At 62.9% G+C, this 13,909-nt stretch carries 15 protein-coding genes; 13 read left to right on the top strand and 2 right to left on the bottom strand.

Annotated features, from left to right (window positions below; all coding sequences use genetic code 11):
- Window positions 1–47: 47 nt before the first annotated feature.
- Window positions 48–752, bottom strand: coding sequence for a PA1041 family peptidoglycan-binding anchor lipoprotein (locus L9B60_RS19740; RefSeq protein WP_249672418.1), 705 nt, complete (start codon window positions 750–752; stop codon window positions 48–50).
- Between the two features lie 144 nt (window positions 753–896).
- Here L9B60_RS19740 and L9B60_RS19735 point away from each other — a divergent pair, with 144 nt between their 5' ends.
- Window positions 897–1,394, top strand: a complete 498-nt coding sequence (locus L9B60_RS19735) for a DUF6231 family protein (RefSeq protein WP_249672417.1) — start codon at window positions 897–899, stop codon at window positions 1,392–1,394.
- 4 nt (window positions 1,395–1,398) lie between these two features.
- Entirely contained in the window at window positions 1,399–1,875 is a 477-nt protein-coding gene (locus L9B60_RS19730) for a YchJ family protein (protein WP_249672416.1), read from the top strand.
- Here L9B60_RS19730 and L9B60_RS19725 read toward each other — a convergent pair.
- Entirely contained in the window at window positions 1,865–2,404 is a 540-nt protein-coding gene (locus tag L9B60_RS19725) for a hypothetical protein (RefSeq protein WP_249672415.1), read from the bottom strand. The genes L9B60_RS19730 and L9B60_RS19725 overlap by 11 nt on opposite strands.
- Window positions 2,405–2,525: 121 nt before the next feature.
- Here L9B60_RS19725 and L9B60_RS19720 point away from each other — a divergent pair, with 121 nt between their 5' ends.
- The 11 genes from L9B60_RS19720 to L9B60_RS19670 all read left to right on the top strand — a co-directional run bounded on the left by L9B60_RS19720 (window position 2,526) and on the right by L9B60_RS19670 (window position 13,850).
- Window positions 2,526–3,011 carry an LEA/WHy family protein gene (locus tag L9B60_RS19720; protein ID WP_249672414.1) on the top strand — a complete coding sequence of 162 codons (486 nt, stop codon included), beginning with the start codon at window positions 2,526–2,528 and terminating at the stop codon, window positions 3,009–3,011.
- Between the two features lie 6 nt (window positions 3,012–3,017).
- Complete coding sequence (locus tag L9B60_RS19715) at window positions 3,018–3,230, top strand: SEC-C metal-binding domain-containing protein (RefSeq protein ID WP_249672413.1); 213 nt, start codon at window positions 3,018–3,020, stop codon at window positions 3,228–3,230.
- Between the two features lie 166 nt (window positions 3,231–3,396).
- Window positions 3,397–4,041: a glutathione binding-like protein gene (locus L9B60_RS19710; RefSeq protein ID WP_249672412.1), complete on the top strand. Its 645-nt coding sequence runs from the start codon at window positions 3,397–3,399 to the stop codon at window positions 4,039–4,041.
- A gap of 102 nt (window positions 4,042–4,143) precedes the next feature.
- Window positions 4,144–6,648 carry a penicillin acylase family protein gene (locus tag L9B60_RS19705; protein ID WP_249672411.1) on the top strand — a complete coding sequence of 835 codons (2,505 nt, stop codon included), beginning with the start codon at window positions 4,144–4,146 and terminating at the stop codon, window positions 6,646–6,648.
- A gap of 173 nt (window positions 6,649–6,821) precedes the next feature.
- A complete protein-coding gene (locus L9B60_RS19700; RefSeq protein WP_249672410.1) occupies window positions 6,822–7,826 on the top strand; it encodes a ligase-associated DNA damage response exonuclease in 1,005 nt (334 codons plus the stop codon).
- Window positions 7,823–9,463 carry an ATP-dependent DNA ligase gene (locus L9B60_RS19695; protein WP_249672409.1) on the top strand — a complete coding sequence of 547 codons (1,641 nt, stop codon included), beginning with the start codon at window positions 7,823–7,825 and terminating at the stop codon, window positions 9,461–9,463. The genes L9B60_RS19700 and L9B60_RS19695 overlap by 4 nt, the downstream gene beginning before the upstream one ends.
- A gap of 199 nt (window positions 9,464–9,662) precedes the next feature.
- Entirely contained in the window at window positions 9,663–10,442 is a 780-nt protein-coding gene (locus tag L9B60_RS19690; RefSeq protein ID WP_249672408.1) for a transporter substrate-binding domain-containing protein, read from the top strand.
- Window positions 10,443–10,509: 67 nt separating this feature from the next.
- Window positions 10,510–11,238 (top strand): ABC transporter permease, encoded by a 729-nt coding sequence (locus L9B60_RS19685; RefSeq protein WP_249672407.1) that lies wholly within the window; start codon window positions 10,510–10,512, stop codon window positions 11,236–11,238.
- A complete protein-coding gene (locus tag L9B60_RS19680; protein ID WP_249672406.1) occupies window positions 11,235–11,945 on the top strand; it encodes an ABC transporter permease in 711 nt (236 codons plus the stop codon). Before L9B60_RS19685 ends, L9B60_RS19680 begins: the two co-directional genes overlap by 4 nt.
- A 9-nt stretch (window positions 11,946–11,954) precedes the next feature.
- Window positions 11,955–13,073 (top strand): succinylglutamate desuccinylase/aspartoacylase family protein, encoded by a 1,119-nt coding sequence (locus L9B60_RS19675; protein WP_249672405.1) that lies wholly within the window; start codon window positions 11,955–11,957, stop codon window positions 13,071–13,073.
- A gap of 12 nt (window positions 13,074–13,085) precedes the next feature.
- A complete protein-coding gene (locus L9B60_RS19670) occupies window positions 13,086–13,850 on the top strand; it encodes an ABC transporter ATP-binding protein (protein ID WP_249672404.1) in 765 nt (254 codons plus the stop codon).
- Window positions 13,851–13,909 lie beyond the last annotated feature (59 nt).

The raw sequence follows: 13,909 nt of genomic DNA, 5'->3' as shown, positions 1-13,909 counted from the left end.
GGAGTAAAGACGGGCCCGCAGCACTTCACAAGCTGCGGGCGGAGAGGTTATTGACGATCGATACGAATTTCAACGCGGCGGTTCAGGGCGCGACCGTCGGCCGTCTTGTTGTCGGCAACCGGCTGGGTTTCACCCGCACCGCTGACCGAGACGAAACTGGCCCGTGGAATACCCTGGCTGATCAGGTAATCGACCACCGAATGAGCACGGCGCTCAGACAACTTCTGGTTGTAGGCATCGCGGCCGACGCTGTCGGTGTGGCCGGTGACCGTCAGTTGCGTGGTGCTGGCTTCGGGTTTGAGTTTGGTCACGACCTTGTCCAACTGCATCTTGTCGGGGCCGGTCAGTTTGGCCGAGTCGAACTGAAAGTGTACGTCACGGATCACGATCACTTCTTGCTTGGCCATCGGCGCCGGCTCTTCAACCACAGGCGCCGGTGGTGGTGGGAATGGGCAACCGGTGGCATCTACCGGCGTACCTGCCGGGGTGTGCGGGCACTTGTCACGGCTGTCCGGCACGCCGTCGCCATCTTCGTCACCATCACCATGCACCCAGCAATAGGCCGCTGCCACGCCGCCGCCCACCAATACGCCCCAACCAGCCCACGTGGAGTTCTGGATGGAACCCAGCGCGGCACCGGTCACGCCCCCGACGGCGGCGCACTTGGGCCAGTCGGTTTTTTGCAGGCCGGCACAACCAGTCAACACGCTGGTTATCAACACCAGGGGTAATGCTGTCCGAAGTATGCTCATCAAGTCACTCTCCTAAGGGGGGAAAAATCGGTTTGACACCGATGTTCAGGGAGTAAAGACGGACCTTGGGTTCTGCGCCACTCATCTGCCATGTACCGCTAGCGCGAACCGGGCTAGTCTTGTCGGTCTGATCGAGGGTTTTCAATGACTGACAGCTTTTCTACACGTACGCCGCAACAAGCCTTGGCGGCGCTACTGGACCGTTACGCACCGGCGCGGGTGTTGTTGGTGGGTGATGCCAGCTTCCCGGCACTGCAAGCGTTTCAGGATGCACACCCGGCGGCCACCGTGGCCCAGACCGCGCCCGGCGCCCTGCCTTCGGAGCTCGCAGGCCAGCGTTTCGACCTGGCTCTGGTGGTCGGTGGCCTGGAGCACATGCCCAAGCGCACCGGCCTTGAACTACTGGGTGGCATCCGCAACCTTAACGCCAGCCGCATTGCCGTGCTGGTCGACCTGGCCGCCAGCGGTTGGAGCGACACCGACTTTTATTCATTGGCCTTGCAGGCCAGCGAACGCTTCAAGCGCGACCAACAGGTGCTGACCCTCTTTACCTATGATTTGCGCGAGTACAAACAGGTGCCGGACTGGCTGAACGCCAGGTTTTGGGCCAACCCGGAAAACTTCGGCAAGTATTGGTGGTGACCCGATGAGTGCTTCCATTTGCCCCTGCGGCAGCGGCAACCTGCTCGACGCCTGCTGCGGGCATTACCACGCCGGCCACCCGGCACCCGACGCGCAAACCCTGATGCGCTCGCGCTACAGCGCCTACGTGCTGGGCCAGGTCGACTACCTGATCGCTACCACCCTGCCCGTGCAACAGCCCGGCCTAGACCGCCAGGCCATCAGTAACTGGAGCCTGCAGAGCACCTGGCTGGGGCTTGAGGTGGAAAACGCCGAGGTATTCGGCGGCCAGCCGGAGCACGCTTTCGTGACGTTCGTAGCTCGCTGGCACGACAGCGCCGGCGAACACAGCCACCGCGAAAAATCCTCATTCGTGCAGAACGCCGGGCGTTGGTACTTCATCGACCCCACCGTGGCGCTCAAGGCCGGGCGCAACGACAACTGCCCCTGTGGCAGCGGGCAAAAGTTCAAGAAATGCTGCAGCGCCTACCTCACGAAATGATCTTCAGGTGCGAGGTGTCCGGCGCCTGAGGGGCCGGCGCGGCCTTGACCTGGCCCATGTCGGCGCCTGCCGGGGCCAGGCTCATCTGGCTCAGGTCCAGAGCGGGCGGGCGGGCGGCCGGCTTGGCGTCCTGCAGGTCGGCACCCACCTCGGCAATGGCGAAGTCTGGCGCCTGCACGTCGACGAACGCGGCCATGTACAGGTCCCTGGGCACCACCTTGCTCGGCAGCTTCGCCGCAGGCCTGCGCACGAAGCCTGGCTCGTCCGGCGGTGGCGCCATTTCGATCTCTTCGATCTCCATGGCCATGGCCACCACCCAGGCCCGGGCCCCGGCGCGCTCCAGGGTGGCCCGGTATTTTTCCGCGGCAGCGGCGTCCAGGTTGTTCTTGAGCACCAGCCGGCGCCCGGAAAACAGCAGCGCGATGCGCTGGTCGTCAGCCTGGAACAGCTTGGCCAGGTTGTTCTTGACCAGTTGCAACTGGGCGCCGGGAACCAACTCACCGGCAAACACGATCTCATAAAGACTCAAGGGCACACTCCTGCCGGCTGGGCGCACACCGATCAGCACGAACGTGCAGTATGGCGCAGGAGGAATTTCGCTCACAAGGGCAAAGGGCTAGTAGACTGACGCCACAGCACGGAGCCCGCCAATGATTGCCCAGGCATACGCGTTACGCACAGTCGCTCTACTTTTGCTGCTCAGCCTGGGCGGCTGTTCGACGTGGTTCACTGGCGGCTTCCAGGACGCGCAAGTGCACCTGGTCAAGGTTGAGGTGGTCAAGGCCAAGCTGTTGCAGCAACAATTCGTGTTGCATTTTTCCATCGACAACCCCAACGATTCAAGCCTGCCGGTGCGCGGCCTGCGCTACCGCATCCATCTGGCCGACATCCTGCTCGCCGATGGCGATTACGACGAATGGTTTACCGTGGCCGCCAACAGCCGTGGTTATTTCCAAGTGCCGATCCGCACCAACCTGTGGCAGCACCTGCGTGACGTGGTCAAACTGCTGCGCCACCCCGACCGCCCCATCCCCTACCGCCTGGAGGGCGAGTTGAGTACCGGATTATTTTTCGGCCATACCCAGCAGCTTTCGCGCAGTGGTGAGATAATTCCCGGCGATCTAATTCCGGAGTAACCCGCAATGACCCAACAACCCCATGTCCATGGCCCTGACTGCAACCACGATCACGACCATGGTCATGACCACCACGAACACGACCACGGTCACGTGCACGGCCCGCATTGCAACCACGAGCCGCAAGAGCCAGTGCGCAACGCCCTGAAAGACGTGGGCCGCAACGACCCGTGCCCATGCGGCAACGGGAAAAAATTCAAGAAGTGCCACGGCGCTTGAATTGAATGACAAAAACGGCCTGCGGGCCGTTTTTTTGCTTACCCCCCTCCCCTGTAGGAGCGGATTTATCCGCGAAAGCAGCGCTGAGATACGCCTGACACACAGTGGCGATGCCTTCGCGGATAAATCCGCTCCTACCGGGTACGGCATACCCTAGGAGCACTCCATGATCGACTTGCATTACTGGACCACCCCCAACGGCCACAAGATCACCCTGTTCCTGGAAGAGGCCGGCCTTGCCTACAACGTGCACCCGGTCAACATCGGCAAGAACGAGCAGTTCGAGCCGGCCTTCTTGAAAATTTCCCCCAACAATCGCATCCCGGCCATCGTCGACACCGCGCCTGCCGACGGCGGCGCGCCGATTTCGCTGTTCGAGTCCGGGGCGATCCTGTTGTACCTGGCCGAGAAGACTGGGCTATTCATCGCCCAAGACCTGCGCGGGCGTGAAGAAACCCTGCAATGGCTGTTCTGGCAAATGGGCGGCCTGGGCCCGATGGCCGGGCAAAACCACCACTTCAACGCATTCGCCCCGGAAAAAATCCCCTACGCCATGAAGCGCTACATCGACGAGACCGCCCGTTTGTATGGCGTGCTCGACAAGCGCCTGGCCGACCGCGAGTTCGTCGCCGGCAACGACTACAGCATCGCCGACATGGCCATCTACCCGTGGATCGTGCCGTACGAGCGCCAAAGCCAGGACCTGAACAGCTTCCCGAACCTCAAGCGCTGGTTCGACAGCGTCAAGGCCCGGCCGGCCACCGTTCGCGCCTACGCCTGGACCGACAAGATCAACCCGCCCAAGGCCTGACCGGACGAACGTGCAAATAAAGGGGCTGTACCCGCTTGCGTGGCGACCGCGCGCTCACTAACGTAGCGCCTTTCCGATTGTCACCCCCGCAGGAGCCTTGCCATGGCCTCGCCAGCCCCTTTTACCTTCATCCCCCGGTTCGGCGCCGCCGCGACAATGGTTGGGCTGCTTAGCCTGACGGGTTGCCAAAACTGGCTCGACGACCGCTACGCCGACACCCTGCCCCCCGACAGTGGCGTGCAACCGCTCAAGGGCCTGGCCCAAAACGTATCAGTGCGCCGCAACGCCATGGGCATGCCGCTGATCGAGAGCAACAGTTTCCACGATGCATTGTTTGCCCAAGGCTACATCGCGGCCACCGACCGCATCAGCCAGATGGTCGGCATGCGCCTGCTGGCCCAGGGTCGCCTGAGCGAGATGGCCGGCCCCGACACTCTGGAAATCGACCGGTTCATGCGCACCGTCAACCTCAGGAAGAGTGCCGCCGAGCTCTATGCCGGCTCGTCGCCGCGCCTCAAGCGCTTCTTCGAGGTGTACGCACGCGGGGTCAACGCCTACCTGTTCCGCTACCGCGACAAACTGCCGATGGACCTCGCCGAGTCCAGCTACAAGCCTGAATACTGGCAACCGGAAGACTCGGCACTGATCTTCTGCCTGATGAACTTCGGCCTGTCGGTAAACCTGCAGGAAGAAATCAACTCACTGGTGCTGGCGCAAAAGATCGGGCCGGACAAACTCGCCTGGCTGATGCCCACCTACCCGGACGACCCGCTGCCGTTTGCCGAAACCGACAAGCTCAAGGGCCTGACCTTGAACGGGCAAATCGCAGGCTTGGGCGAATTGAACACCGTGGCCGCAAGCCTTGCCGACATGAACATGCTTGGGGTCGCCGCGTCCAACAACTGGGCCTTCTCGCCCCAGCGTAGCCGCAGTGGCAAAAGCCTGTTCGCCAACGACACGCACCTGCCCATCGCCATCCCTTCGGCCTGGAACTACGTGCAGATCCGCGCGCCCAAATACCAGGCGGCCGGCGTGTCCATGGCCGGTTTCCCCGGCGTGCTCAGCGGTTTCAACGGCAAAGTGGCCTGGGGCATGACCATGGCCATGGGCGACAACCAGGACATCTTCCTGGAGAAGGTCAAGCGCGAAGGCGGCCGCCTGCTGTACCTGGCCGACGGCAAATGGCTGCCTGCGATGGCCCGCAACGAAACCTTTTTCATCAAGGGCCAGCGGCCAATCCGCGAAACCGTGTACGAAACTCGCCACGGCCCCCTGCTCAACAGCGCCTTGGGCGAAAAAAAGAACGCCCTGCAACCCATGGCCCTGAACAGCGGCCTGGGCCTGGCGCTGCAAATGCCGGACTACAAGGACGACAAAACTCTCGATGCGTTTTTCGACCTGTCCCGTGCGCAATCGGCTGAAGCGGCGTCCGACGCCAGCCGTGAGATCCGCGCCATCGCGGTGAACATGGTGTTTGCCGATGCCGAGCACATTGGCTGGCAGGTGACCGGGCGCTTCCCCAACCGTCGCGAAGGCCTGGGCCTGGTCCCGTCACCGGGCTGGGACAGCCGTTATGACTGGGACGGCTATGCCGATGCGATGCTGCACCCCTATGACCAGGACCCGCCGCAAGGCTGGCTGGGCACTGCCAACCAGCGCACCGTGCCCCATGGCTATGGCATGCAGTTGTCCAATTCCTGGTACTACCCGGAGCGCAGCGAGCGCATGGCGCAACTGGCAGCCAACGGCAAGCAGGACAGCCGCAGCATGATCGCCATGCAGTACGACCAGACCACCACGTTCGCCCCCAAGCTCAAAGCGATGCTCCAGGCCCCCGGCATGGCCCAGCCGCTGAAAAAGGCCATCGACGCCCTGCCCGCCGCCGACCGCGCCAAGGCTCAGGAAGCGCTGACCCGCCTGCTGGCCTTCAACGGCAACCTGTCGGCCACCTCGGCCGATGCCGCGCTGTACGAACTGTTCCTGCAGGAAAGCACCCGGCAGATCTTCCTGGACGAACTGGGCCCGGAAAACAGCCCGAGCTGGAAGGCCTTCGTGGCCAACGGCAACCTGTCGTACTCGGCCCAGGCCGATCACTTGCTGGCACGCGAAGACAGCCCGTTCTGGGACGACATTCGCACGCCACAAAAAGAGGACAAGCCCGCCATCCTGGCCCGCAGCCTGGCCGCCGCCGTGACCGCCGGCGACAGCCAATTGGGCGCCGATCACAAGGCCTGGCAGTGGGGCAACCTGCACCACTACACCTGGACCTCGCAAGCCAAGGGCCCGGTCGGCAGCGCCAACCTGTTCAACCGCGGGCCACGCCCGGCCGGTGGCGACCACACCACCCTGAACGCCGCGGCCTACGCCTGGGGTGACAACTTCGACGTGACCCTGGTCCCGGCCATGCGCCTGATCGTCGACTTCGGCCAGGCCGAACCGATGATGGGCATGAACGGCACCGGCCAGTCTTCCAACCCGGCCAGCCCGCACTATGCCGACGGGATTGACCCGTGGTTGAAGGGGCAGTACGTGTCGTTCCCGATGCAGCCGCAAAACTTCGAAAGGGCCTACGGCAACAAGCGCCTCACGTTGACCCCTGGCAAATAAGCCCCACTGTAGGAGCGGATTCATCCGCGAAGGCCGTAACGCGGTGCAGCAGGTAAACCGCAGCGATCTTTTCACGGATGAATCCGCCCCTACATACGGGTACGCAAAATTCGAACTTACCTCGCCCCACCCCCCTCATAACAGACAAGCCCCCCACGCAGGCCACGCCTTCCATGGACCTTGTCATCGCCCGCCCCGAAGGCCTCTACTGCCCGCCTGGCGACTTCTACATCGACCCTTGGCGCCCGGTGGAACGCTCGGTGATCACCCATGGCCACGGCGACCACGCCCGCACCGGCAACACCCACTACCTGGCCGCCGCCCCAGGCGAAGGTATCCTGCGCGCGCGGCTGGGCCAGGACATCAACCTGCAAACCCTGGCCTACGGCGAGCGTCTGCAACACCACGGCGTCACCTTGAGTTTTCACCCTGCCGGCCATGTGCTCGGCTCGGCCCAGGTGCGCCTGCAATACCAGGGCGAAGTCTGGGTGGCCTCCGGCGATTACAAGGTGGAAGCCGACGGCACCTGCGCGCCATTTGAGCCGGTGCGCTGCCACACCTTCATCACCGAATCGACCTTTGGCTTGCCCATCTACCGCTGGCAGCCCCAGGCTGAAATCTTCAACGAGGTGAACGACTGGTGGCGAGCCAACGCAGCGCAGGGCCGCGCCAGCGTGCTGTTCGCCTATGCCTTCGGCAAGGCCCAGCGGATTTTGCATGGCATCGACGAACACATCGGGCCGATCCTGGTGCATGGCGCCGTCGAGCCGTTGAACCGGGTGTACCGAGAAGGTGGCGTGTACATTCCCGAAACCCATTACGCCGGCGACTTCAAGAAAACCGACCCAGCCCTGCGCCAAGCCCTGATCCTGGCCCCGCCCTCGGCCGGCGGCAGTACCTGGATGCGCCGCTTCGGCGAGTACAGCGACGCCTTTGCCAGCGGCTGGATGCGCCTGCGCGGCACCCGCCGGCGGCGCGGCGTGGACCGCGGCTTCGTGCTCTCCGACCATGCCGACTGGCCCGGGCTGCTCTGGGCCATCGAGCAAACGGGCGCCGAACGGGTGATGGTCACCCACGGTTCGGTCGCGGTGCTGGTGCGCTACCTGCGCGAACTGGGTCTGGAAGCCCAGGGTTTCACCACCCAATACGGTGACGAAGACGAGCAGCAGGCCTCATGAAAGCCTTCGCCGAACTGTATGGCGACCTTGATGCCACCACGTCCAGCAACGCCAAGCTTGCCGCCATGCAGGCTTATTTCGCCAAGGCGACGCCCGAAGACGCGGCGTGGGCGGTGTACTTTCTGGCCGGCGGCCGCCCCCGCCAACTGGTGCCCAGCCGCGTGCTCCGGGAACTGGGGATCAAGGCCGCAAACTTGCCCGAGTGGTTGTTCGAGGAGAGCTACCAAGCCGTGGGCGATTTGGCCGAAACCTTCTCCCTGTTGCTGCCGCAAAGCCCACACAGCAGCGACGCAGGCCTGGCCTACTGGGTTCAGGAATACCTGCTGCCCCTGCGCGGCCTGCCAGCGGAAACCCTCGCCGAGCGGCTGCCGGCCCTGTGGGCAAAACTGGACCAGCAAAGCCTGATGGTGTGCCTGAAGCTGATCACCGGCAGCTTTCGCGTCGGCGTGTCCAAGCTGCTGGTCACCCGGGCGCTGGCGCAACTGGCCGGGGTCGACAGCAAGCGCGTGGCGCAGCGGCTGGTGGGCTATACCGATTTGTCCCACACGCCCAAGGCCGAGCGCTACCTCAAACTGATCGCCCCGGAATCGGCTGACGAACACGCTCAGCGTGGCGGCCAGCCCTATCCGTTTTTCCTGGCCCATGCCCTGCAACAACCGGTGGATCAGTTCGACGCACTGCTGGGGCCGGCCAGCGACTGGCAAGTGGAATGGAAGTGGGACGGCATCCGCGCACAACTGGTCAAGCGCGATGGCCGCCTGTGGATCTGGTCCAGGGGCGAGGAGCTGGTCAGCGAACGCTTTCCCGAACTCATGGCCTTGCAGCAGCGGCTGCCCGACGGCACGGTGATCGACGGCGAGATCGTGGTGTGGAAGGACGACCAGGTGCAGCCCTTCGCCCTGTTGCAACAGCGCATCGGCCGCAAGACCCTGGGCAAGAAGATCCTTGAGGACGTGCCCGTCGCCGTGCTGGCCTACGACCTGCTGGAATGGCAGGGCGAGGACTGGCGCAGCGAACCCCAGCACAAGCGCCGCGGGCAGTTGGATCAGGTGGTGGCGGCGTGCGCCGAATCGGTGCTGCGCCTGTCCCCGGTGCTCCACGGGGAAGGTTGGAACGATCTGGCCGTGCAACGCGAAGCCTCCCGCAGCCTGGGCGTCGAAGGGATGATGCTCAAGGCCCGCGAATCGCTCTATGGGGTGGGCCGTACCAAGGACATGGGCGTGTGGTGGAAGTGGAAGGTCGACCCCTTCAGCGTCGACGCGGTGCTGATCTACGCCCAGGCCGGCCATGGCCGCCGCGCCAGCCTGTACACCGACTTCACCTTCGCGGTATGGGACAACCCGCCCGGCAGCGCCGAACGCAGCCTGGTGCCGTTTGCCAAGGCCTACTCGGGCCTTACCGACGAGCAAATGCGCAAGGTCGACGCCATCGTGCGCAAGACCACCGTCGAGAAATTCGGCCCCGTGCGCAGCGTCACCCCGACCTTGGTGTTCGAGCTGGCCTTCGAAGGCATTTCCCTGTCAAAAAGACATAAAAGCGGCATTGCCGTACGGTTTCCGCGCATGCTGCGCTGGCGACTGGACAAGCCTGTGGAAGAGGCGGATTGTCTTGCCACCCTGCAAGACCTTTTAAAGTGAAGCTCTTTTTTGGTGCGCCATATTTCGACTGCCCGGATTTGGGCACAGTCGCGCACCAGAGCCCCTCATACGAATCCATTTAAACGCTTGTTTGGGTACTGTGGTGCGAAATTTGCTATCAAAATGATGTCTGGCATTTGCCGGTAACGAACGTCGCGTACCAAGACGTACGCTCATATCTGGTTCTAAGGACTGCACAATGAAAAAAGCATTGCTGACCCTTTCTGCACTGGCTCTATGTTTGTCTGCTGGCGCCGCAATGGCCAAGGAATACAAAACCCTGCGTTTCGGGGTTGACCCTTCCTATGCACCGTTCGAATCCAAGGCCGCCGACGGCAGCCTGGTGGGCTTCGACATCGATCTGGGCAATGCCATCTGTAAAGAACTCAAGGTTCAGTGCAAGTGGGTCGAAAACGACTTCGACGGCATGATCCCGGGCCTGAACGCCGGTAAATTCGACGGCGTGATTTCGTCGATGACCGTGACCGAAGCCCGTCAGAAAACCATCGACTTCTCCAACGAACTGTTCTCCGGCCCGACCTCGCTGGTGTTCAAGAAAGGCGCTAACTTCACCACCCCCGAGTCGCTCAAAGGCAAGACCGTGGGCTATGAGCAAGGCACCATTCAAGAAGCCTACGCCAAGGCCGTGCTGGACAAGGCCGGCGTGACCACCAAGGCCTACGCCAACCAGGACCAGGTGTACGCCGACCTGGTGTCGGGCCGCCTCGACGCCTCCATCCAGGACATGCTGCAAGCTGAACTGGGCTTCCTGAAGTCGCCACAGGGCGCCGACTACGAAGTGGGCAAGCCGGTCGATGACCCACTGCTGCCGGCCAAGACCGCCGTCGGTATCAAAAAGGGTAACAAAGACCTTCAGGTATTCCTGAACAAAGGTATCGAAGCGTTACACAAAGACGGCACCTACGCTGAAATCCAGAAGAAGCACTTCGGTGACCTGAACCTGTACAGCGGCAAGTAACATTTGGTGACAACGCTCACTCCTCCCTGGGGAGTGGGCGTTTTTTCTACCGTCAAAGGCCTGATTCATGCTCGATGACCTGTTGCAACACCTCGGCCTCTCGGCCTTGAGCTTGAAGGGCTTCGGCCCGATCCTGATGCTGGGCACCTGGATGACCATCAAACTGGCGATCCTGTCGCTGGCGGTCAGTATCCTGCTCGGCCTGATCGGCGCCAGCGCCAAGCTCTCCAGCGTCAAGTTCTTTCGCATCCCGGCACAGATCTACACCACGCTGATCCGTGGCGTACCCGACCTGGTGCTGATGCTGCTGATTTTCTACAGCCTGCAGACCTGGCTGAGCAATCTGACCGATGCCATGGATTGGGACTACATCGAGATTGACCCTTTCGCCTCGGGTGTCATCACCCTGGGCTTTATCTACGGTGCCTATTTCACAGAGACCTTTCGCGGGGCGATTCTGGCGGTGCCGCGTGGCCAGGTCGAGGCCGCCACGGCCTACGGCCTGTCCCGCAGCCAGCGCTTTCGCCTGGTGGTGTTCCCGCAGATGATGCGCTACGCCCTGCCGGGCCTGGGCAACAACTGGATGGTGATCCTCAAGGCCACCGCGCTGGTGTCGATCATCGGCCTGGCCGACCTGGTCAAGGCCGCCCAGGATGCCGGTAAAAGCACTTATCAACTGTTCTACTTCCTGGTCCTTGCGGCCTTGATCTACCTGGTGATCACCAGCGCCTCCAACTGGGTGCTGCGCTGGGCCGAACGACGTTACAGCGCCGGTACCCGGGAGGCCGTCCGATGATTGAACTCTTGCAGCAATACTGGCGCCCGTTCCTGTACTCCGATGGCCAGCACATCACCGGCCTTGCCATGACCATGTGGTTGCTCAGCGCCTCGATCGCCATTGGCTTCGTGGTGTCGATCCCACTGTCCATCGCCCGCGTCTCGCCGCACTTCTACATCCGCTGGCCGGTGCAGTTCTACACCTACCTGTTCCGTGGCACGCCGCTGTATATCCAGTTGCTGATCTGCTACACCGGCATCTACAGCATCGCCGCGGTGCGCGAGCAACCGATACTCGATTCGTTCTTTCGCGATGCCATGAACTGCACCATCCTGGCGTTTGCGCTGAACACCTGCGCCTACACCACCGAGATTTTCGCCGGCGCCATCAAGAGCATGGCCCATGGTGAAGTCGAGGCGGCCAAGGCCTATGGCCTGACCGGCTGGAAGCTCTACGCCTACGTGATCATGCCCTCGGCCCTGCGCCGTTCGCTGCCCTACTACAGCAACGAAGTGATCCTGATGCTGCACTCCACCACCGTGGCCTTTACCGCCACCGTGCCGGACATTCTCAAGGTGGCCCGCGACGCCAACTCGGCGACGTTCCTGACCTTCCAATCGTTCGGCATCGCGGCCTTGATCTACCTGACCATCACCTTTGCCCTGGTGGGTTTGTTCCGCCTGGCAGAACGACGCTGGCTGGCCTTCCTCGGCCCTGCGCACTAGGACTGAACCATGCAACATCAGATTCATGATTTGCTTGCCCCCGTACCCGGCACGGCCCGGCAAATCCACAGCTTCCATTACGGCCCGCAGGGCACTGGGCGCAAGGTGTACATCCAGTCGTCGCTGCACGCCGACGAACTGCCGGGCATGCTGGTGGCCTTCCACCTCAAGCAGCGCCTGGCCGAACTGGAAGCGGCCGGCCAACTGCGCAGTGAAGTGGTGCTGGTGCCCGTCGCCAACCCGGTGGGCCTGGAACAGGTACTGATGGACGTGCCGCTGGGCCGCTACGAACTGGAGAGCGGGCAGAACTTCAACCGCGCCTTCGTCGACCTCAGCGATCAGGTGGGCAGCGAGATCGAAGCGCACTTGAGCGACGCCCCCCAGCACAACGTCGCCCTGGTGCGCAAAGCGCTGCTGCGGGCATTGAACGCACAAGTGCCCGCCACCCAGTTGCAGTCCCAACGCCTGACCCTGCAACGGCTGGCCTGCGATGCCGACATGGTGCTGGACCTGCACTGCGACTTCGAGGCAGTGGAGCACCTGTACACCACCCCCGAGGCGTGGGACAAGGTCGAGCCGTTGTCGCGTTATATCGGCTCGCAGGCCAGCCTGTTGGCAACCGATTCAGGCGGGCAATCGTTCGACGAGTGCTTCACCCTGGTGTGGTGGCAGTTGCAACAGCGCTTCAAGCACCTGTTCGAGATCCCCATGGGCAGTTTCTCGGTGACCCTCGAACTGCGCGGCCAAGGCGACGTCAACCACGCCCTGGCCACCCGCGATGCCCAGGCGATCCTGAACTACCTGACCCATTTCGGCGCTATCGACGGTCCCCCCCAAGCATTGCCCGAACTGCTGTACCCGGCCACCGAGCTGGCCGCCGTGGAGCCTGTGGCCACCCCCAATGGCGGCCTGCTGGTGTTCTGCGCCCTGCCCGGCGAGTACCTGGAAGCCGGCCAATTGATCGCCGAAATCATCGACCCGCTGACCGACCAGGTCACCCCGGTCCATAACCGTCAAGCGGGCCTGATGTACGCCCGCTCACTGCGCCGCTTTGCCACCGCCGGCATGGTCATCGCCCATGTCGCCGGCCGCGAAGCCTTTCGCAGCGGCTACCTCCTTTCGCCTTGAGGCCTTTTGCACATGTATAAATTGACCATCGACGGCCTGCACAAAAGCTACGGCGACAACGAAGTGCTCAAGGGTGTTTCGCTCAAGGCCAAGACGGGCGACGTGATCAGCCTGATCGGCGCGAGCGGCTCGGGCAAAAGCACCTTCCTGCGCTGCATCAATTTTCTGGAAACCCCTAACGACGGCGCCATGAGCCTGGACGGCAAGCAGATCCAAATGGTGCACGACGTGCACGGCATGCGCGTGGCCGACCCCGATGAGCTGCAACGCATCCGCACCCGCCTGGCCATGGTGTTCCAGCACTTCAACCTGTGGAGCCACATGACGGTGCTGGAAAACATCACCATGGCCCCACGCCGCGTGTTGGGCGTGAGCAAGACCGAAGCCGAGGACCGCGCCCGCCGCTACCTGGACAAGGTGGGCCTGCCGGCACGCGTTGCCGACCAGTACCCGGCGTTCCTGTCCGGTGGCCAGCAACAGCGCGTGGCCATCGCCCGGGCCCTGGCCATGGAGCCGGAGGTGATGCTGTTCGACGAACCCACCTCGGCGCTGGACCCGGAGTTGGTCGGCGAGGTGCTCAAGGTGATCCAGGGCCTGGCCGAAGAAGGCCGGACCATGCTGATGGTCACCCACGAAATGAGCTTCGCCCGCCAGGTGTCGAGCCAGGTGGTATTCCTGCACAAGGGCCTGGTGGAGGAAGAAGGCGTGCCGGCCGACGTGTTGGGTAACCCGAAGAGCGAGCGGTTGCGGCAGTTTTTGAGCGGTAACCTGAAGTAGGACCGCGTCGATCTTTTCGCGGATCAATCCGCTCCTACAGGCGCAGGTGGCCTGTAGGA

The sequence above is a fragment of the Pseudomonas abieticivorans genome, assembly GCF_023509015.1.
Taxonomy (GTDB): domain Bacteria; phylum Pseudomonadota; class Gammaproteobacteria; order Pseudomonadales; family Pseudomonadaceae; genus Aquipseudomonas; species Aquipseudomonas abieticivorans.
Note: the sequence above shows the minus strand (reverse complement) of the source record. Positions and strands in the feature narration are given on the sequence as shown.

Bases quoted from the DNA above. Each gene is read 5' to 3' on its own strand.
- L9B60_RS19720 (WP_249672414.1), top strand. From the start codon at position 2,526: ATGATTGCCCAGGCATACGCGTTACGCACAGTCGCTCTACTTTTGCTG.
- L9B60_RS19740 (WP_249672418.1), bottom strand. From the start codon at position 752: ATGAGCATACTTCGGACAGCATTACCCCTGGTGTTGATAACCAGCGTG.
- L9B60_RS19670 (WP_249672404.1), top strand. From the start codon at position 13,086: ATGTATAAATTGACCATCGACGGCCTGCACAAAAGCTACGGCGACAAC.
- L9B60_RS19685 (WP_249672407.1), top strand. From the start codon at position 10,510: ATGCTCGATGACCTGTTGCAACACCTCGGCCTCTCGGCCTTGAGCTTG.
- L9B60_RS19695 (WP_249672409.1), top strand. From the start codon at position 7,823: ATGAAAGCCTTCGCCGAACTGTATGGCGACCTTGATGCCACCACGTCC.
- L9B60_RS19680 (WP_249672406.1), top strand. From the start codon at position 11,235: ATGATTGAACTCTTGCAGCAATACTGGCGCCCGTTCCTGTACTCCGAT.
- L9B60_RS19700 (WP_249672410.1), top strand. From the start codon at position 6,822: ATGGACCTTGTCATCGCCCGCCCCGAAGGCCTCTACTGCCCGCCTGGC.
- L9B60_RS19735 (WP_249672417.1), top strand. From the start codon at position 897: ATGACTGACAGCTTTTCTACACGTACGCCGCAACAAGCCTTGGCGGCG.
- L9B60_RS19705 (WP_249672411.1), top strand. From the start codon at position 4,144: ATGGCCTCGCCAGCCCCTTTTACCTTCATCCCCCGGTTCGGCGCCGCC.
- L9B60_RS19710 (WP_249672412.1), top strand. From the start codon at position 3,397: ATGATCGACTTGCATTACTGGACCACCCCCAACGGCCACAAGATCACC.
- L9B60_RS19690 (WP_249672408.1), top strand. From the start codon at position 9,663: ATGAAAAAAGCATTGCTGACCCTTTCTGCACTGGCTCTATGTTTGTCT.
- L9B60_RS19730 (WP_249672416.1), top strand. From the start codon at position 1,399: ATGAGTGCTTCCATTTGCCCCTGCGGCAGCGGCAACCTGCTCGACGCC.
- L9B60_RS19715 (WP_249672413.1), top strand. From the start codon at position 3,018: ATGACCCAACAACCCCATGTCCATGGCCCTGACTGCAACCACGATCAC.
- L9B60_RS19675 (WP_249672405.1), top strand. From the start codon at position 11,955: ATGCAACATCAGATTCATGATTTGCTTGCCCCCGTACCCGGCACGGCC.